The 23,979-nt window shown below is 61.3% G+C and carries 22 protein-coding genes; 13 read left to right on the top strand and 9 right to left on the bottom strand.

The features are described from left to right. Nucleotides 1–147: 147 nt before the first annotated feature. The 4 genes from AC3WTM_RS18130 (at nt 148) to AC3WTM_RS18115 (ending at nt 6,038) form a co-directional block, all read left to right on the top strand. The gene (locus AC3WTM_RS18130; RefSeq protein WP_219736531.1) at nt 148–1,998 is read left to right on the top strand and encodes an amidohydrolase; all 1,851 of its coding nucleotides are present in this window, start codon (nt 148–150) and stop codon (nt 1,996–1,998) included. A gap of 18 nt (nt 1,999–2,016) precedes the next feature. Next, entirely contained in the window at nt 2,017–3,756 is a 1,740-nt protein-coding gene (locus AC3WTM_RS18125; protein WP_102670510.1) for an amidohydrolase, read from the top strand. Nucleotides 3,757–3,863: 107 nt separating this feature from the next. Further along, nucleotides 3,864–4,604: a TorF family putative porin gene (locus AC3WTM_RS18120; RefSeq protein ID WP_102670509.1), complete on the top strand. Its 741-nt coding sequence runs from the start codon at nt 3,864–3,866 to the stop codon at nt 4,602–4,604. A 45-nt stretch (nt 4,605–4,649) separates the two neighbouring features. Continuing rightward, nucleotides 4,650–6,038 (top strand): purine-cytosine permease family protein, encoded by a 1,389-nt coding sequence (locus tag AC3WTM_RS18115; RefSeq protein WP_102670508.1) that lies wholly within the window; start codon nt 4,650–4,652, stop codon nt 6,036–6,038. 28 nt (nt 6,039–6,066) lie between these two features. On the opposite strand, the gene AC3WTM_RS18110 is transcribed toward AC3WTM_RS18115, so the two are convergent. From AC3WTM_RS18110 to AC3WTM_RS18080, 7 genes are all read right to left on the bottom strand, one after another. Beyond that, nucleotides 6,067–6,783, bottom strand: a complete 717-nt coding sequence (locus AC3WTM_RS18110; RefSeq protein WP_102670507.1) for a L,D-transpeptidase family protein — start codon at nt 6,781–6,783, stop codon at nt 6,067–6,069. After that, nucleotides 6,780–7,538: a M15 family metallopeptidase gene (locus tag AC3WTM_RS18105; RefSeq protein WP_102670506.1), complete on the bottom strand. Its 759-nt coding sequence runs from the start codon at nt 7,536–7,538 to the stop codon at nt 6,780–6,782. Before AC3WTM_RS18105 ends, AC3WTM_RS18110 begins: the two co-directional genes overlap by 4 nt. 30 nt (nt 7,539–7,568) lie before the next feature. Next, a complete protein-coding gene (lipA, locus tag AC3WTM_RS18100; protein ID WP_102670505.1) occupies nt 7,569–8,561 on the bottom strand; it encodes a lipoyl synthase in 993 nt (330 codons plus the stop codon). A 140-nt stretch (nt 8,562–8,701) separates the two neighbouring features. Beyond that, on the bottom strand, nt 8,702–9,958 hold the full coding sequence (gene glyA / locus AC3WTM_RS18095; RefSeq protein WP_102670504.1) for a serine hydroxymethyltransferase: 1,257 nt from the start codon (nt 9,956–9,958) through the stop codon (nt 8,702–8,704). Between the two features lie 30 nt (nt 9,959–9,988). Next, a complete protein-coding gene (gcvH, locus tag AC3WTM_RS18090; protein WP_102670503.1) occupies nt 9,989–10,372 on the bottom strand; it encodes a glycine cleavage system protein GcvH in 384 nt (127 codons plus the stop codon). A gap of 404 nt (nt 10,373–10,776) precedes the next feature. Then, complete coding sequence (gene gcsR, locus AC3WTM_RS18085) at nt 10,777–12,285, bottom strand: transcriptional regulator GcsR (RefSeq protein WP_102670502.1); 1,509 nt, start codon at nt 12,283–12,285, stop codon at nt 10,777–10,779. Between the two features lie 68 nt (nt 12,286–12,353). Next, nucleotides 12,354–13,268, bottom strand: a complete 915-nt coding sequence (locus AC3WTM_RS18080) for a LysR family transcriptional regulator (protein ID WP_102670501.1) — start codon at nt 13,266–13,268, stop codon at nt 12,354–12,356. Nucleotides 13,269–13,419: 151 nt separating this feature from the next. Here AC3WTM_RS18080 and speB point away from each other — a divergent pair, with 151 nt between their 5' ends. From speB to AC3WTM_RS18055, 5 genes are all read left to right on the top strand, one after another. After that, nucleotides 13,420–14,421: an agmatinase gene (gene speB / locus AC3WTM_RS18075; protein ID WP_057714206.1), complete on the top strand. Its 1,002-nt coding sequence runs from the start codon at nt 13,420–13,422 to the stop codon at nt 14,419–14,421. A gap of 53 nt (nt 14,422–14,474) precedes the next feature. After that, nucleotides 14,475–15,986, top strand: a complete 1,512-nt coding sequence (locus AC3WTM_RS18070) for an aldehyde dehydrogenase family protein (protein ID WP_102670500.1) — start codon at nt 14,475–14,477, stop codon at nt 15,984–15,986. Between the two features lie 226 nt (nt 15,987–16,212). Then, nucleotides 16,213–17,787 carry a purine-cytosine permease family protein gene (locus tag AC3WTM_RS18065; protein WP_102670498.1) on the top strand — a complete coding sequence of 525 codons (1,575 nt, stop codon included), beginning with the start codon at nt 16,213–16,215 and terminating at the stop codon, nt 17,785–17,787. Between the two features lie 17 nt (nt 17,788–17,804). Continuing rightward, nucleotides 17,805–19,493 (top strand): choline dehydrogenase, encoded by a 1,689-nt coding sequence (gene betA, locus AC3WTM_RS18060; protein ID WP_102670558.1) that lies wholly within the window; start codon nt 17,805–17,807, stop codon nt 19,491–19,493. 211 nt (nt 19,494–19,704) lie between these two features. Next, nucleotides 19,705–20,163 carry a GNAT family N-acetyltransferase gene (locus AC3WTM_RS18055; protein ID WP_102670497.1) on the top strand — a complete coding sequence of 153 codons (459 nt, stop codon included), beginning with the start codon at nt 19,705–19,707 and terminating at the stop codon, nt 20,161–20,163. A gap of 1 nt (nt 20,164) precedes the next feature. On the opposite strand, the gene AC3WTM_RS18050 is transcribed toward AC3WTM_RS18055, so the two are convergent. Next, nucleotides 20,165–20,482: an NIPSNAP family protein gene (locus tag AC3WTM_RS18050; protein WP_102670496.1), complete on the bottom strand. Its 318-nt coding sequence runs from the start codon at nt 20,480–20,482 to the stop codon at nt 20,165–20,167. A 206-nt stretch (nt 20,483–20,688) separates the two neighbouring features. Between AC3WTM_RS18050 and AC3WTM_RS18045 the strand changes: the two genes are divergently transcribed. The 4 genes from AC3WTM_RS18045 (at nt 20,689) to AC3WTM_RS18030 (ending at nt 22,971) form a co-directional block, all read left to right on the top strand. After that, a complete protein-coding gene (locus tag AC3WTM_RS18045) occupies nt 20,689–21,024 on the top strand; it encodes a hypothetical protein (RefSeq protein ID WP_090456550.1) in 336 nt (111 codons plus the stop codon). 182 nt (nt 21,025–21,206) lie between these two features. Continuing rightward, nucleotides 21,207–21,869, top strand: coding sequence for an ATPase (locus AC3WTM_RS18040; RefSeq protein WP_102670495.1), 663 nt, complete (start codon nt 21,207–21,209; stop codon nt 21,867–21,869). Nucleotides 21,870–21,936: 67 nt separating this feature from the next. Beyond that, complete coding sequence (locus AC3WTM_RS18035) at nt 21,937–22,275, top strand: hypothetical protein (RefSeq protein WP_102670494.1); 339 nt, start codon at nt 21,937–21,939, stop codon at nt 22,273–22,275. A gap of 312 nt (nt 22,276–22,587) precedes the next feature. Next, nucleotides 22,588–22,971: a c-type cytochrome gene (locus AC3WTM_RS18030; RefSeq protein WP_102670493.1), complete on the top strand. Its 384-nt coding sequence runs from the start codon at nt 22,588–22,590 to the stop codon at nt 22,969–22,971. On the opposite strand, the gene AC3WTM_RS18025 is transcribed toward AC3WTM_RS18030, so the two are convergent. Next, nucleotides 22,972–23,847 (bottom strand): LysR substrate-binding domain-containing protein, encoded by an 876-nt coding sequence (locus AC3WTM_RS18025; RefSeq protein ID WP_102670492.1) that lies wholly within the window; start codon nt 23,845–23,847, stop codon nt 22,972–22,974. Nucleotides 23,848–23,979 lie beyond the last annotated feature (132 nt).

The raw sequence follows: 23,979 nt of genomic DNA, 5'->3' as shown, positions 1-23,979 counted from the left end.
TCTTCGATCAACTAATAATTGCCTCACCCCTCCTCATTTGCAGAGGTCCATTCGCGCGCTGCGCCCTATAGGGTAGGCCCTGTCTATACAAGGGCTTGCGCAGTCGCTTCGGGCCGCTTCAAAACAATAAGAACAGGGGTGAGGCATTTGAGACTTTCCAGGTTGTTCATCGCCGTTGCATCGACAACGGCGTTTTCCTGCGTGGCGTTGGGCGCGACGCCCGCCGACACGGTCATGCGCAATGGCTACGTCTACACCGTCGATGGCCAGAATTCCGTGCAGCAGGCCATCGCCATTTCAGGTGGCAAGATCGTCTACGTCGGCAGCGATGCCGGGGTCGACGGCTACATCGGCAAGCAAACACAACTGATCGACCTGGCCGGACGCATGCTGATGCCGGGCTTCGTCGATGCACACATGCACCCCGGGGATGGCGGTCGCGCCATGACCTTGTGCGACCTGAAATACCAGACCATGACCCGCGCGCAGTTTCAGGCGAGCATCCAGGCCTGCCTCGATGCCGACAAGGACAAGGGCCCGGACGTCTGGCTGGAAGTGGGCAGCTGGGACCGCATGGGCATGACCGGGCTCGACGGCGATGCCGACAAATCGACCCTGGACGCGCTCAAGACCCAGCGTCCGATCCAGGTGCGCTCCACCGACTTCCACACCGTGCTGACCAACTCTCGCGGCCTGGAACTGGCCGGGATCAACAAGAACACCGCCGACCCCGAAGACGGCAAATACCGACGCGACAGCGCCGGCAACCCGAACGGTATTTGTGAAGACGGCGCCGCCGAATCGTTGGCCGCCGTGGTGCCGCCGGCGACCGACGCGGAAAAACTCAATCAGATGCGAGCGGCCCTCGACGCCATGCGCCAGCAAGGCATCACCAGTTTCTTCGATGCGCTGGCGGGGCCGGAAAACGGCAAGGCCTTCACCCGCCTGCAACAGTCCGGCGAGCTGACCGCCCGGGCCTTGCTGGCGATCAAACTGGACCCGGCCGCCGCGGCCGCCGACCCGGTGAAAACCATCGCCGAGGCCAAGGCCCTGGCCAGCACCTATGACCAGGGTGAGGTGAACGTCGCGCCGGGCGTGAACATGCGCCACGTCAAACTGTTCTTGGACGGCATCATCAATGCCCCGGCGGACACCGGCGCCATGTTGACCCCGTACCTGCACAACAGCGGCACCGACCAGGCGCCGCAGTGGACGCCGGGCAAGAACCTGGGCGAGCTGTACTTCCCGCCGCAGGTGCTCAATCCGCTGGTGCTGCAAGCGGTCAAGGCCGGTCTCGATCCGCACCTGCACGCCACCGGCGAGCGTGCGGTGCGCGATGCACTGGACAGCGTCGCCTACGTGCGCAAGGAACTGCCCGGTCAAGACTTCCGCCCGGCCATCGCTCACGCCGAGTCAGTCGACCCTGCCGATTACGCACGTTTCAAGGCACTGGACGTCACCGCCACCATGTCGTTCCAGTGGGCGCAGCAGGCCCCGTCCACGGTCGACGGTACCAGCGATCACCTCGGTGCCGAGCGATTCGAGCGCATGGAGCCTTCCGGCAGCATCGCCCATGCCGGCGGCCGAGTGGCGTTCGGCAGCGATTGGCCGGTCGATCCCCTCGATGAGTTCCTGGCGCTGAAAGTCGGTGTCACCCGTTCCGGCGACCCGAGCAATCCGCACAGCTATGGCCACAAATATGCCGGGCGACTCAACGCCGATCCGGCGCTGTCGCGAGCCGAGGTGCTGCGCAGCATCACCCTCAGTTCCGCCGAACAGCTGAAGCTGGATGCGGTGCTGGGCTCGGTCGAAGTCGGCAAGTTCGCTGACCTGATCGTGCTCGACAAGAACTTCATGCAGGTGCCCGAGGAGGAACTGGGCCGCAATGACGTGCTGCTGACGCTGGTCGGCGGCAAGGTCGTGTGGGCCAAGGCGCCGTTTCTGGGGCTTGCGCCGCACGTGGTTTCCCAAGCAGTTACTTCCCGATCCGCCCCATAAAAATTAGAGAGCGTTCCGATGCGATTTATTCCAAACCTATTGGCCGCCGCGCTGGCCTTGTCGTCGGTGCAGGCGATGGCCGCCGCTGACCTGGTGTTGTTCAACGGCAAGGTCTTTACCGCCGAACCCGGCCAGGCGCTGGTGCAGGCTGTTGCGGTGCAGGACGGCAAGATTCTGAAAGTGGGCAGCGATGCCGAAATCAATGCCCTGGCCGATGCCAAGACCCAACGTATCGACCTGGCGGGCAAGGTGCTGATGCCAGGCATGATCGACACCCACAGCCACCCGGTGATGGGTGCGTTCGATAGCATGAAGGCCAACCTGCTGGACGAGGTCAAACCCTTGCCGGAATTGGAGCAATGGTTGATCGAAGAAGACAAGGCCGGACGCGCACGCGCCGGTGATGTGATCAGCGTCGCCGGGGTCAGTTCGGCTTACTGGGAGAAAAGCCGTGAACTGGGCAAGGTGTTCAACCAGGGACGCTGGGCGGACCAACCGATTGTCTTCAGTGGCATCGACGGGCACACCGGCTGGGCCAACAACGCGATGCTCAAGCGCCTGGGCATCGACGCGGCGCTGGTCAAGAGCCTGCCGGAAAAGGAACGCGGTTACATCGGCCATGAAGCGGACTTCACCCCTAACGGCTACTTTGCCGAATCCCGCTGGGACGTGGTGCGTAACGGGATTCCGGCGCCCAGCCCGGAGGCCATGCTCAAGGCCGCTCGCGAGGCGGTGAAGATCAACAATCAATTCGGCGTCACCGCCTGGATGGACGCGGCGGCGAACGGCGGCAGTGAGGATTCGCTGTTCGATTTCCATGCCACCGCCGAAAGTATTGGCGTGCTGCCGCTGTACAAGGAACTGGCGCAGAACGGCGAACTCAGTGCCCACGTCGCCGCGTTGATGGTCACCAATCCGAAGAGCAAACCCGCCGACCTGGAGGTGATCGCCACGGTAATGAAACAGTTCGAGGGCGTGCCTAACCTGACGTTCCCCGGCGTCAAGGTGTTTGTCGACGGCATTCTTGAATTCCCGGGGCAAACAGCGGCGGTCGTCGTGCCGTACAAGAACAGCCACAAGGACGGTCAGCTGCTGACCGACCCGGCGCACTTTGGCGAACTGGTGGTGGCAGCGGAAAAACGCGGCTGGATCGTACACATGCATGCCGTCGGCGACCGCGCGGTGCGTGAAGCGCTCAATGGCGTGGCGTATGCGCGCAAACTTAGCCCGACACCCGTGCCCCACAGCATCGCGCACCTGCAACTGGTCAACCCCAAGGAGTTTGCGCGCTTCAAGCAACTGGGCGTGATTGCCTCGATGCAACTGCTGTGGGCCACCGGCGAGTCCTACACCGTCGAACTGGTCAAACCTTACATCAGCGCCTTTGCCTACGGTTACCAGTATCCCGCGCGGTCATTGCATAACGCTGGCGCGACGATTGCCGGTGGCAGCGACTGGCCGGTGTCGAGCGCCAATCCGTTCAACGCCATTGCCCAGGCCAGCACGCGCAAGGGGCCGTTGGGCGTACTCAATGCCAAGGAAAGCATCGACCGCCAGACCATGTTCTACGCCTACACCATCAACGCGGCGAAAACCCTGCGCCTGGATCAGCAGATCGGTTCGCTGGCACCGGGTAAACAGGCCGACCTGATCATCCTCGACCGCGATGTGTTCAAGGTCAGCGATGACGAACTGTTCGAAACCAAAGTCCTGAATACCTTCTTCGCCGGCAAGCAGGTCTACGCCCCCGCGTCCTGACCTGCGTACACCCAGCACACGCAAAAAACCGCCAGCCCCTCGTAGCGCGAGGGGCCTGGCATCGCCATGCCTGAAATTCCCGTACGCCATAACAACAAGAGAACTGTATGAACGCACTTTCAGCATTGACCCTCGCGACACTCGCATTGATCCCCCTGAGCAGCCAGGCCCTGACCCTCAACGATGATTTCAGCCTGGACATGACCCTGGGCGTCGTCAGCGACTACCGTACCCGGGGCATCTCGCAGACCTTGGGCGATCCGGCAGTGCAGGGTGGCGCAACGCTGTTGCACAGCAGCGGCCTGTACATCGGAGCCTGGACCTCCAACGTCGATTTCGGCGGCAACTTCGATACCCGCCAGGAGCTTGAGTACTACGCGGGTTATTACTGGCAGGCGACCGACGCAATCAGCCTGGATCTGGGCTACATCAAGTACGACTACCCGAAAAATTCCGACTTCAACCTCAGCGAGGTCTACGCCGTCCTCGACCTGTACGGCGTGAAGCTGGGTGCCTATTACTCCAAGGACACGCCGAACTTCTTCGGCGAGGACCAGGACACCCTTTACACCTACCTGGGCTACAAAATCGATTTGCCGGCCGAAGTCGGCCTGGACTTGCGCTTTGGGCGCAACGATGTGAATGACCCCGCGTTCTGGTCCGCCAATGGCGATAGCCGTGAGTCTTACTACGAGTGGGAAGCCAAGCTGACCCGCGACTTCCTCGGCGTCACCTGGGGCCTGAGCTATATCGACACGGACTTGTCGAAAAGCGAGTGCGCCAGTTGGTACGGCTATGACGACCTGTGCTCGGCCACGGTCGTTGCCAGTGCCACCAAGACTTTCTAAGTTCAGCCCCGACAACAAAAACAGTTCCTCAAAGGAAACACCGTCATGAGTGCGCAACGCAGTCCCCTGATCGAGACCCGCTCGATCGATTTCATTCCCGAGGCTGAGCGACACGGCAGTCTCTATAGCCAGTTCACCCTGTGGCTCGGCGCCAACCTGCAGATCACCGCCATCGTCACCGGCGCCCTGGCCGTGGTGCTGGGCGGCGATGTGTTCTGGTCGCTGATCGGCCTGTTGATCGGGCAAGTGTTGGGCGGTGCCGTGGTGGCGCTGCACGCGGCGCAAGGGCCGAAACTCGGGCTGCCGCAGATGATCTCCAGCCGAGTGCAGTTCGGGGTCTATGGCGCGGCGATCCCGATCGTTCTGGTGTGCCTGATGTACCTCGGTTTCAGCGCCACCGGCGCGGTGCTGTCGGGGCAGGCGATTGCGCAGCTGATCAGTGTCAGCGACAGCGCCGGCATCCTGATTTTCGCGGCGAGCATCGCGTTTCTGACGATCTTCGGTTATCGGGTGATTCACCTGGTCGGACGGGTGGCCAGCGTGCTGGGCATCATCGCGTTCGCCTACCTGTTCACCCGGTTGATGACCCTCAACGACATCGGCCTGCTGCTCGATAACCGTCATTTCAGCTGGAGCACTTTCCTGCTGGCGGTCTCGCTCTCGGCGTCCTGGCAGATCGCCTTCGGCCCTTACGTGGCGGACTACTCACGTTACCTGCCGAGCAAGACCTCATCGTGGAAAACCTTCGCCGCCGTGGGCCTCGGCACCGTGCTGGGAGCTCAGGCTTCGATGGTGCTGGGGGTGTTCGCCGCTGCGTTGGCCGGGGGGAATTTCCGTGGGCACGAAGTGGCGACCATTGTCGGCCTGGGCAGTAGCGGTGTGATCGCGTCCTTGCTGTACCTGAGCATTGTGTTCGGCAAGGTCACGGTGTCCACCCTCAACGCCTATGGCAGTTTCATGTGCATCGCCACCATCATCAGCGGCTTTCGTCGTCGCCTGGAAATCACCGCCCGCCAGCGCATGCTGTTCGTGCTGCTGATCGTAGCGGCATCCACCGCGCTGGCGTTGCTCGGGCAGTACTCGTTCCTCAACTCGTTCAAGTACTTCATCCTGTTCTTGCTGACGTTCTTCACACCCTGGAGCGCGATCAACCTGGTGGATTACTACTTCATCAACAAGGAGCGTTACGACATCCCGGCGCTGTCCGACCCGAGCGGGCGCTACGGTCGCTGGAACGTGTTGGGGATCAGCGTCTATGTGATCGGCGTGTTGATCCAGTTGCCCTTTGTCGATACCCATTTCTACTCCGGGCCAATGGTTGCGCAATTGGGAGGTGTGGATATTTCCTGGATCGTCGGGTTGCTGGTGCCGGGTGTGATCTATTACGCGCTGGCCAAGCCGTCGATGAGTGCAGTGGCGGTTGAGCGGGGTTGATACCGGTAGTGCTTATGGACGCATTTGATTAACGCTTCGGCAGGCTCCAGCGCTGGCGCAACTGTTCGTACTGCGCTTCGGGCAGTTGCACCAGCACCGGGGATTTGCCCGGGTCCAGCCAGTTGAGCAACCGCGCGATATCCGCCGGGTCCATGGCGGTGCAGCCGCGAGTCGGTGCGGTGGGTCCGCGCCAGATGTGGAAGAAAATGCATGATCCGGCAGCGGGAGTGGCCAGGGTGTTGTGCCGGATGAAAATACCCTGGCGGTACAAGTCATCACTGCGGCGCATTTGCTCGGAACTGCTCCAGTCTCTTGCAATGACCGAGCTGTCGACCAGCTCGTTGTAGCGAGTCGACTGGCTGTCGTCCACGCATTCGATGGTCGCTGTCAGTGGCAGGTAGGGCAGGCGGGTATTGGCCGAAGGTTCGTAGCCAAACGCCGTGCCCAGGCCGAACACTCCAGCCGGGGCTTTGCCGTCGCCTTCCTGTTTGACCGGCCCTTCAGGCCGCCCGGGGTTGAGTTGGCCCTTGCCCCAGCCCATGCCATTCTTGCCGAGCACCACCGCGAAGGGTGCTTCGAACTTTTCAAACGACTCGCCATGCCGCTCATAGCGCTGGGCAGTGGCCTGGATGTCATCCCAGCTTTTGCTGGTGACCACGATCAGTTGATCGCTGCCGTCGAGCCCCTGTGCCATGGCGATCAGTGGAAACAACAGCAGCAACAGGGTCTTGATCAGCTTGTTCATGGTGCCAACGGCGTGATGGGAAAGTTCATGACATCCGGCTTCTGTGTATTCCCGCTATACGTGAAGTGCCACCACTCGGCCGAATAACCCACAAAGCCTTCCTTGGCCATGGCACTGGTCAGGCGCTGGCGATTGGCTTTGGCCGTGACGTTGATCAGCGCCGAGTCCGTATGCGCACGCTCATCGAAGCAGTCAAAACCGGTGCCCATGTCGAGCGCGCCGTCGAGCCAGCGCTGGCCGTAAGGTGCGGTGCAATCCACCGGCGTGGCCGCAGGTGTCCAGGTGTCGACGGGCAGGGCGTCGGGGCCGGTCAGGCTCAGGTCGACGGTGTTGCCCCGGGAGTGATTGGACACCCGGGCGACATAACCCAGGCGCCAGAAGTCTTGCTTGTCGACCCGTGGATAGAACTCGGTCTTGAGCGGGTCGCCGGGTGCGCTGGCAAAGCGGCCCATGTCCGCCACCGCACGGGTCGGGCGATAGCAGTCGAATACTTTCAGGCCGTAGCCTTCGGCTTCAAGCGCCGTTTGCACCCGGGCCAGGGCGTTGGCGGCATCCGCCGACAGCAAGCATTCTGCCGCCTGGTAGCCGTCGAGCGGATGCCCGGTGAAGTTATGGGCACTGGCGTAGCGGATATCCTGCTCGATACCCGGGGCAATGCTGCGCACATACACCATGTGCCCGGGTTTCGGCTCGTCGGCCATGCACGGCAGGGCAAGGCTCAGGCACAGCATCGACAGACAGGGTGAACGAAACATCGTGAACGGCTCCATGCATGACCAGTCGTCTCATGATGGCTTGAAACCGTCTGCACCTCCATGAAGTTGTTGATCAGCGTGATAGGACGAGCGTACCAGCGGCCCGGACGCCACGTTTTTGAAACCCATGCGCATGCCTTCCTCGGCGAACCAGGCAAAGGTGTCCGGGTGCACGAAGCGCTGCACCGGCAAGTGACTGCGCGAGGGCTGCAGGTACTGACCGAGAGTCAGCATGTCGATGTCGTGCTCGCGCATGCGCTGCATGACCTCGATGACTTCCTCGTCGGTCTCGCCCAGGCCCAGCATCAGGCCGGATTTGGTCGGAATGTGCGGCATCATCTGCTTGAATTTCTGCAGCAGGTTCAGCGACCACTCGAAGTCCGAACCCGGCCGCGCGGCCTTGTACAGGCGCGGTACCGTTTCCAGGTTGTGGTTGAACACATCCGGCGGCTCATCGGCGGTAATCGCCAGGGCCACGTCTATGCGTCCGCGGTAATCCGGCACCAGGGTTTCCAGTTGAATGCCGGGCGACAGCTTGCGGATCTCGCGCAGGCAATCGACAAAGTGTTGGGCGCCGCCGTCGCGCAAATCGTCGCGGTCCACCGAGGTGATCACCACGTACTTCAGGCGCAGTTCGGCGATGGCCACGGCGAGGTTCATCGGCTCGTTGGCGTCCAGCGGCTTGGGCCGGCCATGGCCGACATCGCAGAACGGACAGCGACGGGTGCAGATGTCGCCCATGATCATGAAGGTCGCGGTGCCACCGGAGAAGCACTCGCCCAGGTTAGGGCAGGACGCCTCTTCGCAGACGCTGTGCAGCTTGTGCTTGCGCAACAGTTGCTTGATGCGGTCGACCTCGGGAGAGATCGGCATGCGCACGCGAATCCAGTCGGGTTTGCGCGGGAATTCATCCGTGGGAATGATCTTCACCGGAATCCGCGCAACCTTTTGCGCACCGCGCAGTTTGGTACCGACCTCTACTTTGGCCGGGCTTTTACCGGCCGAATCGACAATGGCATTCATGGTGCTTTCCTTGTGCACAGGCCTGTAGGAGCGAGCTTGCTCGCGATGGTCGCCAACGATTACGCGCGCATTCAGGATTAACGCGGTGCCTTTGGGTTCTTCGCGAGCAAGCTCGCTCCTACAAGGGGGGTGTTGTGTGGTCAGTCGCGATAGACCGGGAAGTCCGCGCACAAGGCAGCAGCTTGTTGAGCGACCTGAGCTTCCACATCGGCATCGCCCAGATGATCAAGGATGTCGCAGATCCAGCCGGCCAGCGCAATGCTTTGCGCTTCCTTGAAGCCACGGCTGGTGATTGCCGGCGTACCGATGCGCAGGCCGGAGGTCACGAACGGCGATTGCGGATCGTTGGGCACGGCGTTCTTGTTCACGGTGATGCCGGCGCGACCGAGGGCGGCGTCGGCGTCCTTGCCGGTCAGGCCCTGGCGGATCAGGCTGACCAGGAACAGATGGTTGTCGGTGCCGCCGGACACCACGTCATAACCGCGCTCGATAAACACCTGCGCCATGGCCTGGGCGTTACGGATCACTTGCGCCTGATAGGTCTTGAAGCCGGGCTCCAGCGCTTCCTTGAAGCACACGGCCTTGGCGGCGATCACGTGCATCAGCGGGCCACCCTGGCCGCCGGGGAACACCGCGGCGTTGAGCTTCTTTTCCAGTTCCGCATTGGCCCTGGCCAGAATCAGCCCGCCACGTGGACCGCGCAGGGTCTTGTGGGTGGTGGTGGTGACCACGTCGGCGTAGGGCAGGGGATTGGGGTACAGACCCGTGGCCACCAGGCCGGCGACGTGGGCCATGTCGACGAAGAAGTACGCACCGATCTTGTCCGCGATCTGGCGAAAGCGCGGGAAGTCCAGGGTCTTCGAATAGGCCGAGAACCCGGCGATGATCATCTTCGGCTTGTGCTCGACCGCCAGGCGCTCGACTTCGTCGTAATCGATCAGGCCCGTGGTGGTGTCGATGCCGTACTGCACGGCGTTGTACAGCTTGCCGGAAAAACTCACCTTGGCGCCGTGGGTCAGGTGACCGCCATGGGCCAGGCTCATGCCGAGCACGGTGTCGCCGGCTTGCAGCAAGGCCAGGTAGACCGCGGCATTGGCCTGGCTGCCGGAGTGCGGCTGGACGTTGGCGTAATCGGCGCCGAACAGTTGTTTGGCGCGATCGATGGCCAGTTGCTCGACCACATCGACGTGCTCGCAGCCGCCGTAATAGCGCTTGCCCGGATAGCCTTCGGCGTACTTGTTGGTCAGGCCGCTGCCTTGTGCCTCCATCACCCGCTGGCTGGTGTAGTTCTCTGAGGCGATCAGTTCGATATGGTGTTCCTGCCGCGCATCCTCGGCGTTCATCGCCGCCAGCAGTTCGTCGTCATAGCCTTTGATCTGGTCGTGCTTGCTGAACATGGTGTGGTCCTTGTGTGGATGGCGAGGGCTTCAGGCGTCGGCGTGTTCTGCGGTCAGGCGCTCGTAGGCGTCCTGATCCAGTAAGTCGTGGATGGCGTCGTCATCGGCGGGTTTGAAACGGAAAAACCAGCCTTCGCCCAGCGGATCTTCGTTAACCATTTCCGGGGAGCTCTCCAGCGTGGCGTTCACTTCGACCACTTCACCATCCAGTGGCATGCCGATGCTGCTGGCGGCTTTTACCGATTCCAGCACCGATACTTCAGCGCCGGCAGCGAAGGCGCCCAATTCAGGCACCTGAACGAACACCACATCCCCCAGCGCCTGCTGGGCAAATGCGGTGATGCCCACGGTAATCAGGCCATCGGCCTCAAGCTGCAGCCATTCGTGATCGACGGTAAAACGCAATTGGCTCATATCAACTCCTTATTGTTTTAAGGCTCGTGGCGGGGCGACGAGCGGGGCTGGAGGAGTCATAGCAAGGGCGGTGCCAAGGTTAATTATTTGTTTTAAATCAACAGGTTAAGTTGTTTAAGTAGAGTTTTTGACATCTCACTCGTATTGAATTCAATACAAACAGCTATGGCCTTGGGGGCAAGCGCCGTGATTGCTGGCGCGGAAGGGGTTGTCTTGATTTCGCTACGCTGTATCGATTTGCAGACGAAGAACTCAGCAACGCCACTGATTCCTTGTGGGGGCGAGCTTGCTCGCGATTGCGGTGTGACAGGCAAAATTGATATCGACTGACACGGTCTCATCGCGAGCAAGCTCGCTCCCACAGGGGAATGTGTTGTCGGTGACAATGTGTTCCGACAGATCACTCAGGGCTTGGCGGGAATGCCGTACTTGCGCAAGCGAATGGCAATGGCGCTATGGGACGTCTGCAGTCGTGCAGCCAGCAACCGACTGGACGGATAGCTGCGATAAAGCTGTTCCAGCAGGGTCTTCTCAAAGTCGCCCACAGCCTCTTCCAGGCTGCCAACTTCGCCGTCGTTCTGCCGCTCTACCGCCGTGCGGGCGATGTCCAGATCGTCGATGTCCACCAGCGGATTTTCGCAAATCGCCGCCGCGCGAAAGATCACGTTTTGCAGTTGCCGCACGTTGCCCGGCCAGCGGTTGCCGAGCAGGGCGCTGAAGGTGCTCGGTGCCAAACGACACGCCGGTCGCTGGATCTGCGCACAGGCCTGTTGCATGAAGTGATTGGCCATCAACAGGATGTCGTGACCGCGCTCGCGCAGCGGCGGTACTTGCAGGTTGAGCACGTTGAGACGGTAGAACAGGTCTTCGCGAAAACGCCCTTCGGCGACCATTTTTTCCAGGTCGCGGTGGGTCGCGCTGAGCACCCGCACATTGACCCGGACCTCTTTATCGCCACCGACCCGACGGAAGCAGCCATCGCTCAAAAAACGCAGCAACTTGGCTTGCAGGTAGGGCGACATTTCCCCGACTTCATCGAGGAACACCGTGCCCTGGTCGGCCAGTTCCAGCAGGCCGAGCTTGCCGCCCCGTTGCGCGCCGGTGAAGGCGCCGGGGGCGTAGCCGAACAGCTCGCTCTCGGCCAGGCTCTCCGGCAGTGCCGCGCAGTTCAGGGCCAGAAAAGGCGCGTCGTGCCGTGGGCTGATGGCGTGGCAGGCGCGGGCCACCAGCTCCTTGCCGGTGCCGGTTTCGCCCTGGATCAACAGCGGTGCATCGAGGGCCGCCACCCGTTGCGCACGCGCCTTGAGCGCGCGGATCGGCGGTGATTCGCCGAGCAGCGCATCGAAGCCTTCGGCATGGTCATGGTGAAGCGCCGACAGGCGTTCACCGATGCGATTGGGTTGATACAGGGTGAGCAGGGCGCCGGCGTCGGTGATCGGCATCGCATCGAGAAGAAACGTCTGGCCACCGAGACTGACCTCGTGCATCGGCAGGCGGAAATGGTGAGCGATCAAGGTGCGTTGCAGATCGGCATCGTCGAACAGCGCGGTCAGCGATTCACCGGCCGGTTCGCGCCCACAGAGGGCGATCAGCGCCGGGTTGGCCAGCAGCACATGACCTCGGTCATCCACCGCCAGCACCGGGTCGGAACTGGCGGCCAGCAAGGCGTCCAGTTGCAGGCGCCGGCGTTGCCCCGGGAGGATGTCGACCATGGTCACCGCTTGCACGCCGCGGACGTCGAAAAGCGCCTCCCGCAGTTCTTCGAGCACGTCCGCGCCGAGGGTCGGGGCGTCGATGTAGACGTTCGGCGGCACCATCTCGACGGCGTCCAGATTGAAACTGCGTCCACCGAGCAGGGCCAGCACTTCCTGGGTGATTCCGACGCGGTCGATGAAGGTGACGTGGATGCGCATGACGGGCCTGCAAGGTTGGCGAACTGAATCAGTATGCCCGGCAAATTTTCAGTTTGGCGAGTGTCACATCACCGCTGGCCGGTTTTACGGGCGCTGGCGGCCAGATCTTCGAGGAAGGCCTGGAGGATCGGTGGCGGTGCCGTGCCGCGACGGGTGATCACGTCGAACGGCGATTTCAGACGCAGGCTTGCAGGTGCCAGTTGGTGCATCTCGCCGCTTTTCACCCACTGGCTGGCGAAGTGCTCCGGCAGGAAACCCACATAAGCGCCGGAGATGATCAGGATGGCCGACGCCTCGATGTTGTCCACGGTGGCCGCCGCTTTGGTGATACCCAGGTGTTCCAGGTCGTATTGCTGCATGTAGCCACGCACGACGATGCGCCCCGCGCCAACCTCTTCGAGCAGCTCGGCGCCCTCGGCCTGGCTGCCGAACAACGGGTGTCGCCGCCCGCAATACAAGCCCAGGGCTTCCTGGTACAGCGGCGATTGCAACAGGCCCGGCACATGGATCGGGAAGTGCCCGATGGCCAGGTGCAGGCGACCGTCGAGCACCCGCTCTTCGAGTTCCGCCGGGGTGCCGACGTATACGTTCAGGTGCACGTCATGGCCCCGTGAAACGAAGCGCTGTGTGGTGCGCGGGATCGGCGAGTCGGGGTCGGTGATCGTGGTGTCGATGATCCCCAGGTTGAGCTTGCCGCTGATGTGCTGCTTGAGCACGTCGGCGTCCATGCAGAAGTTTTCCACCGCCGACAGCAGGCGCTGGGTGGCTTCATGAATCGCCACCCCTTGTTCGGTCAGGCGAAAGCCGCTGCGCCCGCGCTGGCAGAGTTTGACTCCGAGCCGGGTTTCCAGATGGGTCATCTGTTCGCTGATGGTCGACTGCCCGGCGTTCAACGCTGCCTGCGCGGCCGAGAAACCGCCACAGCGGACAATCGTGGCAAACACTCTGAGCAGTTTCAGGTCGACGTCGTGCAGCTGGATCATCTTGAACCTCCGGCATATGGATGCATCGGGAATGCCGATATGAGTATCTGATGTTTAGCATTTTTTCCACGAAAACCTGCGCCCATAGTCTTTCCAACGGCGGTCGCCTTGCAGTCCGTCAAGCCGATAACAAGAAGTGGAGAGGCTAGAAATGTCGAACAACGGTTATGAATCCGGTCGCCTGAACCTGCCATTCGTGGGTCATTGCACCTTTGGCAAATCCCCGGTGTGCACCGATTGGGATGCTCTGGATGCCGACGTCGCGGTGCTTGGCGTGCCCAACGACATGGGCACCCAGTGGCGCTCCGGCGCACGCTTCGGACCACGCGGGATTCGTGAAGCATCGACGCTGTTTTCCTTCGGCCACGCCGGCGCCTACGATCACGAAGATGACGTGATGTACCTCACCGCATCGGACGTGCGCATGGTCGACGTTGGTGATGCCGACATCGTCCACACCGACATGGCCACCAGCAACAAGAACACCGAATACGCCGTGCGCAAGATCCTCGACGCTGGTGTCATGCCGGTTGTTCTCGGCGGCGACCATTCGGTGCACGCACCTGTGATCAAGGCCTTCGAAGGCCGCGGCCCGATCCACATCATTCACTTCGATGCGCACCTGGATTTCGTCGACGAGCGCCACGGTGTTCGCTATGGCCACGGCAACCCGCTGCGCCGCGCTTCGGAAATGAACCACATTGTCGGCATGACCCAGATGGGCATCCGCAACGTATCGTCGTCCAACCGCGACGACTACGAAGCGGCCCATGAAGCCGGCTCGAAAATCCTCTCGGTGCGCGACGTGCGTCGTCTCGGCGTCGAAGGCGTGCTGGCGCTGATCCCGCAGAACATCAACTACTACATCACCATCGACATTGACGGTTTCGACCCGTCCATCGCCCCCGGCACCGGCACCCCGAGCCACGGCGGCTTCCTCTACTACGAAGTGCTGGAAATCATCCAGGCCCTGGCCAAGCGCAGCAAAGGCAACATCGTCGGCATGGACCTGGTGGAAGTGGCACCGGTCTACGACCCGACCGGCATGACGTCGATTCTTGCTGCGCAACTGCTGCTCAACAGCATCGGTTTCATCTTCCACGAGCGAGGCAAGGTGCGGGCGGCCGCCGAAAGCGAAACCGCATCAGCCTGATCATCGAAACCAGTGACCCGGCAGGCCCTGACTGCCGGGCAGAGAGAACAAAAATGGACACGATCGTCAAAAGTTATCTGCAGAAATTCGGCGTCAGCGAAGCCACCCAGACCTTCCTCGGCAAGGTCCAGAAAATGTTTATCGGCGGCGCCTGGGTCGAGGCCAGCAACGGCGAAACCTCCGATGTTATCGAGCCCTCGACCGAAGGCCTGCTCACCCGCATTCCCATGGGCACTACCGATGATCTGGACCGCGCCGTGCAAGCCGCCCGCGCCCAGTTCGACGGCGGCGCCTGGCGTCAGGCCAAACCGGCCGAGCGCGAGCGCATGATGCAGCGCCTGGCCGACCTGATCGAACAGAACGCTGCTGAACTGGCGCAAATCGAATCCATCGACATGGGCAAATCGGTTGCCTTTGCCAAGGACGTGGACATCCAGGGCACCGTCGATACCCTGCGTTACTTCGCCGGCTGGGCCACCAAGTTGCACGGGCGTACCGTCGAACCTTCGCTGCCGGGCAATTATCTGGCCTATACCCGCAAAGAAGCGGTGGGGGTCGTCGGCGCCATCGTGCCGTGGAATTTCCCGCTGCAAACCATGGCCTGGAAACTCGGCGCGGCGCTGGCCACCGGTTGCACCGTGGTGGTCAAGCCCGCCGAGTTGACCTCGTTGTCGGCCCTGCGCTTCGCTGAACTGGTGCAGGAAGCGGGCATCCCTGACGGCGTGATCAACATCGTCACCGGGCGCGGCAGCGTGGTCGGCGCGGCCATGGCCACCCATCCCGGCATCGACAAACTGACCTTCACCGGATCGACCCCGGTCGGCCAGACTGTCGGCCGCGCAGCGCTGGATGACATGAAGCGGCTGACCCTCGAACTCGGTGGTAAATCACCCGTCATCGTCTGTGCCGACGCCGACATCCCGGCCGCCGCCCAAGCAGTCGCCAATGGCGTGTTTTTCAACTCCGGGCAGGTATGCGACGCCGGTACGCGGGCCTATATTCATAGCAGTGTCTATGACGAGTTCCTGCGTGAGCTGATCGCCTACACACGCACTCTGAAAATGGCCCCGGGCCTGGACCCGGACTGCTTCATCGGCCCGTTGGTCTCGGCGCTGCAAAAACAGCGCGTGACCGAGTACATAGAAACCGGCAAGGCCGAAGGCGCCGAACTGGTCTACGGCGGCCAACCGGTCGATGGCCCCGGCTTCTTCGTCGAGCCGACCATCTTCGCCCACTGCCGCAACGACATGCGCATTGTCCAGGAAGAGATCTTCGGCCCGGTGCTGGTCACCGCACCGTTCGACGATGAAGAAGAGGCGCTGGCCCTGGCCAACGACTCGCCTTACGGCCTGGCTGCCGCACTGTATTCCAACGACCTTGGGAAAGTGCACAACCTGATCCCGCGCCTCAAGGCCGGTTCGGTCTACGTCAACGCCCATGGCACCCTCGATCCGTCGATGCCGTTCGGTGGCTACAAGCAGTCTGGATTCGGCAAGGACCTGGGCGCCGAGCAGCTCGATTACCTGCTCGAAACCAAGGCAGTCTGGATCACGCTGCCAGGCTGACGACTGATCTCTGTAGGAACGAGCTCGCTCGCGATGAACCCGGGAACACACGGGGTGTCAGGTTGCCAGCGTTATCGTTGGCGTCCATCGCGAGCAAGCTCGCTCCTACAGGTTTTGCGCCATCGGCGCCTTTGAAAAAACGGGAACGGCAAGGAAGCTCCCGGGCGTCGTTCACCCGAAAGAACGCGGTTATCTCGTCATGATCTTCCAACAATAAGAGTCCGTCATGAACACTAACGCCAAGTCCGCCACGAGCGTGTCCGCCCTCGACGAAAAATCCGTCGTCGAGGGGCATTCGATCGATTTCATTCCCGAGAACGAGCGCACCGACAAACTGTCGAGCCAGGGCCCGTTCTGGTTCCTCGGCAATTTCACCTTCTTCACCATGACCATCGGTTTCGTTGGCCCAAGCGTCGGCCTGACCGCGCTCTGGACCACGCTCGCCGGTACGCTGGGCATCATGTTCGGCACGTTGTTCATGGCGTTTCACGGCTCCCAGGGCCCACACCTTGGCCTGCCGCAGATGATCCAGTCCCGCGCGCAGTTCGGTTATCGCGGGGTGATCCTGGTGCTGCTGGCGACGCTGTTCGTGTTCGCCGGCTTCAACATCGTCAACCTGGTGCTGATGATGCAGGGGCTGCACACGCTGTTCGGCTTCAACCCCGCAGTGATCGCGGTGGCGGTGACCATACCGGCGGCGGTACTGGCGATTCTCGGCCATGACTGGATGCACCGCAGCTTCAAATGGGCGTTGTTCCTGTCGCTGCCGCTGTATGGCCTTGTCACCGTGGCGGTGTTGATGGGTTGGGTGCCGGACGCGGTAATGCCGGCGCTGGCGGCGGGCGAAGTGGCCCGGGAGCCGCTGGGTTTCAACTGGACCGGTTTCATCGCGCAGTTTGCGGCGGCCGCCAGCTACAACATCGCCTATGCGCCTTATGTGTCGGACTACTCGCGCTACCTGCCGAAGAATACTTCCAGCGGCAAGCTGATTGCCGTGGTGTTCCTTGGGGCGTCGCTGTCCGGTGCGTGGATGATTTCCGTGGGTGGCTGGCTGGCCGATCACCTGCACTCCACTGACGTGCTGGTGGCCCTCGGGCAAGTCGGCAACACCGTGTCGCCGCTGGTGGGCACGGCGGTGGTGGTCGTCACCATCCTGGCGTTCCTGCCGGTGATCGCGATGAACATCTACAGCGCCAAGCTGACCACGCTGACCTGCGTCGACTCGATCAAGCACATCGAGCCAACCCGCAAGGCACGCATCCTGGCCATCGGCTTCGTGATCCTGCTGCAACTGGGCGTGGCCCTGAGCATCCAGAGTTCCGGCAAAGGCCTGTCAGTACTGGGGATCTACCTGGTGGTGATGCTGTACTTCCTGGTGCCCTGGACCTCGGTCAACCTCACCGACTACTTCTTCGTGCGCAAGGGCCGCTACGCCATCCCGCACTTCTTCATGCCCCACGGCAACATTTACGGCAGCTGGGGACTGCGCGGTATCGCAGCCTATGCCATCGGTTTTATCTCGATGATCCCGTTTTTCTACATCTTCGATGGCGTTGAGCAGCGCGAGGTGTATGTCGGCCCGCTCGCCAAGGCGCTGGGCAGCATCGACATTGCCTGGCTGGTGGGGTTGATCGTGTCGGGACTGGCGTACTACTGGCTGAGCCGCTCGATCGACCTCAAGCGCGAAGAAGCCGTTATCCAGCAGATCGAAAAGACCTCCCCGCAATACACCACTGGCGACACGCTGACCCACAAGCAGCAACCACTGCCGGTATTCACTGAATCAACGGTCGGGAGATAGTCATGACCACGCAAAAAATGGCTACGCAAAAATACGACTACATCATCATTGGCGCAGGCTCGGCAGGTTGTGTGTTGGCCAACCGCCTGAGCGAAGACCCGGCCACCTCGGTGCTGGTCCTGGAATTCGGCGGCAGTGACAAGAGCGTAGTGATCCAGATGCCGAGCGCATTCTCGATCCCGATGAACACCAAAAAGTACAACTGGCGCTACGAGACCGAGCCGGAGACCCACCTCAATGGCCGGCGCATTCACTGCCCACGGGGCAAGGTGCTCGGCGGCTCTTCGTCGATCAACGGCCTGGTGTACATCCGTGGCCATGCACTGGACTTTGACGAGTGGGAATCCCTGGGTGCCGAAGGCTGGGGCTATCGCAACTGCTTGCCGTACTTCAAGCGCGCCGAGAGCTACGAGTCGGGCGGCGACAGCTATCGCGGGCAAACCGGGCCGTTGCACACCACCAATGGCAATCACATGAAAAACCCGCTGTACGGTGCCTGGGTCGAAGCCGGCGCGGAAGCGGGCTACATCAAGACCGAAGACTGCAACGGCTACATGCAGGAGGGTTTCGGTGCCATGCACATGACTGTGAAGAACGGCGTGCGATGCTCCACGGCCAACGCCTATCTGCGCCCGGCCATGGGCCGTCCGAACCTGACGGTGATCACCCATGCGATGACGCGTCAGGTCATCCTCGAAGGCAAGCGTGCGGTGGGAGTCATGTATGACCACGGTGGCCAGACCCACCAGGTGTATTGCAATCGCGAAGTGCTGATCTCGTCCGGGCCGATCGGCTCGCCGCACCTGCTGCAACGCTCGGGCATCGGCCCGGCGGATGTCCTGCGCAAGGCCGGGATCGGCGTACGCCATGACCTGCCGGGGGTAGGGGAGAACCTGCAGGATCACGCCGAGGTGTACATCCAGTTCGGTTGCAAGGAACCGGTGACCCTCAACAGCAAGATGGATCCGCTGAGCAAGCTGATGATCGGACTGCGCTGGCTGCTGTTCAAGGACGGCCTGGGCGCCACCAACCATTTCGAGGCCGGTGGTTTCATTCGCTCCGAGAAGGGCCTGCGCTGGCCGGACATCCAGTTCCACTTTCTGCCGGCGGCGATGCGCTACGACGGCAACAAGCCGATCAAGGGCCACGGCTTCATGGTGCTCACCGGGCCGAACAAACCGAAAAGTCGTGGTTACGTGCGGGTTCGCTCGGCCGACCCGTACGAGCATCCGGAAATCCGCTTCAACTATCTGGAGCGGGAAGAGGACCGTGAAGGTTTCCGCCGCTGCATTCGCCTGACCCGCGAGATCATCGGCCAGAAAGCCATGGACCGCTTCCGCGACGGCGAAATCGCCCCGGGGGCGCAAGTGACCAGCGATGAAGACCTCGACGCGTTCGTGCGCGACAACCTGGAAAGCACCTACCATCCGTGCGGTTCGTGCCGCATGGGCGAGGACGACATGGCGGTGGTCGATTCCCAATTGCGCGTGCGTGGCATCGCCGGTCTGCGGGTAATCGATTCGTCGGTGTTCCCGACCGAGCCGAACGGCAACCTCAATGCGCCGACCATCATGCTCGCCGAGCGCGCCGCTGATCTGGTGCGTGGCGTGCAGATGTTGCCGTCGGCGGATGTGCCGGTGGGGCTGGTCGAGGGCTGGGAAAGCAGACAGCGTACTTCGCTGCCGGGGCGTAACGTGCGGGTCTGACTACAATCCGCAATCCAATGTGGAAATCTAATGTGGGAGTGAGCTTGCTCGCGATGTCGGAGTGTCAGTCAGCGTCAATGTCGACTGATCCACCGCCATCGCGAGCAAGCTCGCTCCCTCAGTGGACGGCGGAGCATTCAGAAATTTTTACCTCGCAGTTCCGTTGCCATTGCTAGTCTGTAATTCCTTGAGACCGCAATGGAGCACCCTCATGGCTATTCAGGCCCTGCGCGCCGAGGCATCGCACATCGACCAGATCGCCCCTTTGTTTGACGCCTACCGGATGTTCTACAAGCAGCCGTCTAACCTTTCGCAATCGCGCGCTTTCATCGCCGAGCGGCTCGCCCGGGATGAATCGGTGATTTTTCTTGCCCAGGACAGCGCTGGTGAAAACCTCGGCTTCGTCCAGCTGTTCCCGACCTTTTCCTCGATCGACGCCCATCGCACCTGGCTGCTCGGTGACCTGTTCACCACGCCCGCCGCCCGGGGCAAAGGCGTCGGCACCTTGCTGATGAACACCGCCCGGGATTTTGCGAAGCTGGCCGGTGGCAAAGGCATGACCCTGGAAACCGCCACCGACAACTTCACCGCCCAGCGTCTGTATGAATCCCTGGGCTGGGTGCGCGACCCCGGTTATTACACCTATTGCCTGGATCTGCAAAAAGGCTGACTCAGCGCGCCTGCTCGCCAAACACCGGCCGCATGAATGAACGCTCGTAGCTGAGGATGAATTTCTTCTCCTCGGCGTACTTGAAGGCTGCGATGCACTCTGGATCGTTCATCGACTGCTGCCGGTAATGTTCGTACGCCGCCAGGCTGGGGAAGGTGAACAGCGCCAGGGCGATGTTGTTGGCACCCTCCGACGGTAAAAAGTAGCCATGGTGCTGGCCGCCGAACTTTTCCACCAGGGGAATCCACATCTTGCCGTAGTGCTCGAAAGCGTCGAGCTGGTATGGGTCGAGCACGTATTTCAGGTAGCAAGTGACCATTGTTTCTCTCCTTGATAAAGCGTCTGACTATCCGCTGATTGCAGCTGTCGCCACAGCAATGTATGCGCCATAGACCGGTAAATTTGCGCCAACTGAACACTATTGCTGTGGTCAGCTTCAAGGGTGATGTCAATGAGGCATCATTTTCGCTAGGATGCGCACCACCCGAGAATTGATCTCGGGCGTTCCCCCTCTGGAGTTGTTCAGTGAAATACCTCAGTAAAGTGGCTGCCGTTACCCTGTTCGGTCTGGTACTGGCCGGTTGCAACAGTGCCCCGATGAATACCCAGCATTACGACAGCAGTCAGTACACAGTGCTGGGCCACAGTGAAGCGAGCGCCACCGGCCTGTTGTTGTTTGGCATCATCCCGATCCGTCAGAACAGTCGTTTTGTGCGCGCACAGGACGAGGCAATCAAGGCCAAAGGCGGCGATGCCATGATCAACACACAGGTGCAGGAGCGCTGGTTCTGGGCGTGGGTCCTGACGGGTTACACCACCAAGATTTCCGGTGATGTGGTTAAGCTGAAGAACGTTCAATAAACGCAATACCTGTTGCCTTGACGTGAAAAGCCCGGTCGAGCCGGGCTTTTTTTCGCCCGCGGGAACCCCGCCGCCACACTATTGGTTCAATCAATAGTCACCATCAAGAATCGCAAGTTCTGTTTTTTGCGCAAAGGCGGAAAATTGCCTGCATTGAACACGCTGCTCAAGGAACCTGCGCGATGAAAATCTTGACCCGACTGGCTGTGATTGCCCTGTTGCTGGGCAGTGTTGCATCCACCGCATCGGCCTACGCCGAGGACGCGCGCGCCTGCCATCTGTCGCCCATCACGGGGAGCCAGGGCGGGTTGCAATACGGGCAGACGGTCGGGGTGCTGTACAGCGAAAACACCGTGGAAAACCTGCAATACCTTGAGCAATACCACTCGGTCGCGTTGAACGGCGCGAAAAACGCACTGGATGCGCGGATTCGCCAGGCGTTCGTCAACAGCTCCGATCCGGACCTGGCCATCGATTGGCTGATGAGTTCACTTCACCACACCTTTGTGTCGGTGACGGTCTACGACAATCTCGATGCCTTGGTGCAGGCCCATCCCGATGTGGTGGTGATGCTCGATACCCACAACCAACTGCTGACCCGGCGTAACGACCGGGTCGAGGCGCGTTTTGCCGCACGGTTCTACGACGCCAGCCTGCAGTACATCGGCAAGGCCGAAGGCGCGGTGGAGAAACAACTGCCATCGGTGTGGGTGCATGACAAGACCGCGCCCGAGATCGCCGCGCAAATCGAACAGCAACGGGACCTGCAACTGACCGCGCTGAAACAGTTCGATGCGTCGTTGAAGGCGCTGGTAACCGCCGGATTGACCGCAACAACAAATTAATCAGCCCGACGTTCATTGAGCGGCGGGCAACCCGATCCACCGTGGATTTCTATTCAGGACCTGATTCATGCGCACTGTTTTTGCTTCGACCCTGGCCTTCGCCTCGCTGCTGCTGGCCGGTTGTGCCACGCCGAACACCCCGACCATGACCTTGCAGACCAGCAAGTCGCCGGAGGAGTACACCCATTGCGTGGTGCCGAAGTTGCAGCACGATGCGCTCAACCCAACGGTGTCGCAGACCCAGCGCAGCTACCGCATCGTCATCCCGAGCAAAGTGGCGGCGGACAATGTGCTGGAAACCTATAAAGCCTCGAACGGCGGCAAGGTGTTCCTGTACGAGCGCAAGCTGCTGGCCTCGGCGTTCGTGCCGTCGACGTTCGAGCGTGCGGCGCAGGAGTGTCTGTAAGCAGAATTTCAGGCAAAAAAAAGCTGCCGGGACTGGCAGCAGAAAGATAAAGCACGCATTGGATGACTTGAGTATGGCGCCCGGTTCATGACGATTCGATGACAACTTGGCCTTGAAGGCAATACCCAGCGTGCCATCGATGTTCGCGAGGGCGAGCGGATCGATGAAGCGGCGCTGACGGGCGGCCATTGAGCTCAATGCCTACCGAACCAAAAAGTAAGCCTGTATACAGACCCCTTGTCCACCTGACCGTTTTGGATATCCTCAGCTGTCATGTTCCAATAGCGAGCACTCGCAGACTGGAAACGCAACATGAAGAAAATCGCCTTCCTGACCCTCGCCCTCAGCGCTGGCCTGTTCAGCATGCCCACCCTTGCTGCGGGCGATGTCCAGGCCGGGGAAAAAGTCTACAAGCGCCTCTGCAGCGGCTGCCATCAGATCGGTGAATCGGCTCGTGCCTTCTTTGGTCCGCAACTCAACGGCGTGATCGGTCGCCATTCCGCCGTCACCACGGACTACGTGTATTCCGATGCGATGAAATCCGCCAACCTGGTCTGGGATCGCGAAACCCTGATCGCCTACCTCGAAGCGCCGAAGAAAGTCGTCCCCGGCACCCGCATGATTTTCTGGGGCCTCAGTGATCCGGAAAAAATCGAAGACCTGTTGGCCTACCTGCAAACCTTCCCGGCGCAATGATCACGCCGTGGTCTGTTGCTCGACCGCCAGGTTGTCGACCAGCCACTGGGTGAAGACCCGGGCCATCGGGGTGGTCTCGCTGTCACGGTGGGTCAGCAGCGCCCAGTTCGGGCCACGGATGGTTTGCTCCACCATCGGCTGCAACAGCCCGGTGGCCCGCGCCTGCCGACTCAGCAACTGGCTCACCAGTGCAATACCGAGCCCGGTGCAGGCGGCGTCCAGCAGTAAGCCCGGATCGGAAAAATTCAGCCCCTGATCCATCTGCCCCACATCGATTCCCGATTCCACCGCCCAGTGGCTCCAGTCCATTTCCCGCTCGCCATGCAGGGTGGTGCGCTGTTCCACGGGCACGGCCAACAGGCTCGGGTGACACGCCGGGTAGAGGCGGTCGGCGTGCAGCACCTTGAAACTGCATTCGGCTTGGGAACTGATGTCGTCGCGCACTGCCAGGTCGATAGTCTGGCTGGCCATGTCCGGCACTTCATTGGTGCTGAAAATCCACAGATCGACCTGCGGATGCCGCCGGCGGAAATCCCCCAGGCGTGGCAACAGCCAGTGCCGGGCAAACGCCGGGGTGGTGTTGAGCACCAGTTGATTGGGTTTCTGGTATTGCCCCAGCCGGCGAATGCCCACCGCCAATTGCTGCAACAGCGCCTGGGTGGTGCTCAGCAGATCGTGTCCGGCATCGGTCAGGCTGACACTGCGCCCGCTGCGATAGAACAACGGTTGTTCCAGGTAGGCCTCAAGGCTGCGGATCTGCTGGCTGATCGCCGATTGGGTGAGGTGCAGCTCTTCGGCGGCCTTGTGGAAACTGCCCAGCCGGGCGGCGGCTTCGAAGCCGCGCAGGGTGCCCAGGGGCGGCCAGTGTTTGAGCATATCGATAAGTCCCTCTAATCAGTTATCAACAAAATCCATCGTTTGTTTGCCCGTTTTACGAGCCGTAGCATGCATGCCAAGACCGCCAAGGCCGTTTTCATTGAACACAATGACTTAACTAAGAGGTGCTTG

The sequence above is a fragment of the Pseudomonas sp. EU05-FHT14B02 genome (genome assembly GCF_058791055.1).
Note: the sequence above shows the minus strand (reverse complement) of the source record. Positions and strands in the feature narration are given on the sequence as shown.

Bases quoted from the DNA above. Each gene is read 5' to 3' on its own strand.
- AC3WTM_RS18120 (WP_102670509.1), top strand. From the start codon at position 3,864: ATGAACGCACTTTCAGCATTGACCCTCGCGACACTCGCATTGATCCCC.
- glyA (WP_102670504.1), bottom strand. From the start codon at position 9,958: ATGTTCAGCAAGCACGACCAGATCAAAGGCTATGACGACGAACTGCTG.
- AC3WTM_RS18115 (WP_102670508.1), top strand. From the start codon at position 4,650: ATGAGTGCGCAACGCAGTCCCCTGATCGAGACCCGCTCGATCGATTTC.
- AC3WTM_RS18030 (WP_102670493.1), top strand. From the start codon at position 22,588: ATGAAGAAAATCGCCTTCCTGACCCTCGCCCTCAGCGCTGGCCTGTTC.
- AC3WTM_RS18050 (WP_102670496.1), bottom strand. From the start codon at position 20,482: ATGGTCACTTGCTACCTGAAATACGTGCTCGACCCATACCAGCTCGAC.
- AC3WTM_RS18025 (WP_102670492.1), bottom strand. From the start codon at position 23,847: ATGCTCAAACACTGGCCGCCCCTGGGCACCCTGCGCGGCTTCGAAGCC.
- AC3WTM_RS18040 (WP_102670495.1), top strand. From the start codon at position 21,207: ATGAAAATCTTGACCCGACTGGCTGTGATTGCCCTGTTGCTGGGCAGT.
- AC3WTM_RS18105 (WP_102670506.1), bottom strand. From the start codon at position 7,538: ATGTTTCGTTCACCCTGTCTGTCGATGCTGTGCCTGAGCCTTGCCCTG.
- AC3WTM_RS18125 (WP_102670510.1), top strand. From the start codon at position 2,017: ATGCGATTTATTCCAAACCTATTGGCCGCCGCGCTGGCCTTGTCGTCG.
- gcvH (WP_102670503.1), bottom strand. From the start codon at position 10,372: ATGAGCCAATTGCGTTTTACCGTCGATCACGAATGGCTGCAGCTTGAG.
- AC3WTM_RS18065 (WP_102670498.1), top strand. From the start codon at position 16,213: ATGAACACTAACGCCAAGTCCGCCACGAGCGTGTCCGCCCTCGACGAA.
- AC3WTM_RS18110 (WP_102670507.1), bottom strand. From the start codon at position 6,783: ATGAACAAGCTGATCAAGACCCTGTTGCTGCTGTTGTTTCCACTGATC.
- AC3WTM_RS18035 (WP_102670494.1), top strand. From the start codon at position 21,937: ATGCGCACTGTTTTTGCTTCGACCCTGGCCTTCGCCTCGCTGCTGCTG.
- AC3WTM_RS18070 (WP_102670500.1), top strand. From the start codon at position 14,475: ATGGACACGATCGTCAAAAGTTATCTGCAGAAATTCGGCGTCAGCGAA.
- betA (WP_102670558.1), top strand. From the start codon at position 17,805: ATGGCTACGCAAAAATACGACTACATCATCATTGGCGCAGGCTCGGCA.
- lipA (WP_102670505.1), bottom strand. From the start codon at position 8,561: ATGAATGCCATTGTCGATTCGGCCGGTAAAAGCCCGGCCAAAGTAGAG.
- AC3WTM_RS18080 (WP_102670501.1), bottom strand. From the start codon at position 13,268: ATGATCCAGCTGCACGACGTCGACCTGAAACTGCTCAGAGTGTTTGCC.
- gcsR (WP_102670502.1), bottom strand. From the start codon at position 12,285: ATGCGCATCCACGTCACCTTCATCGACCGCGTCGGAATCACCCAGGAA.
- AC3WTM_RS18055 (WP_102670497.1), top strand. From the start codon at position 19,705: ATGGCTATTCAGGCCCTGCGCGCCGAGGCATCGCACATCGACCAGATC.
- speB (WP_057714206.1), top strand. From the start codon at position 13,420: ATGTCGAACAACGGTTATGAATCCGGTCGCCTGAACCTGCCATTCGTG.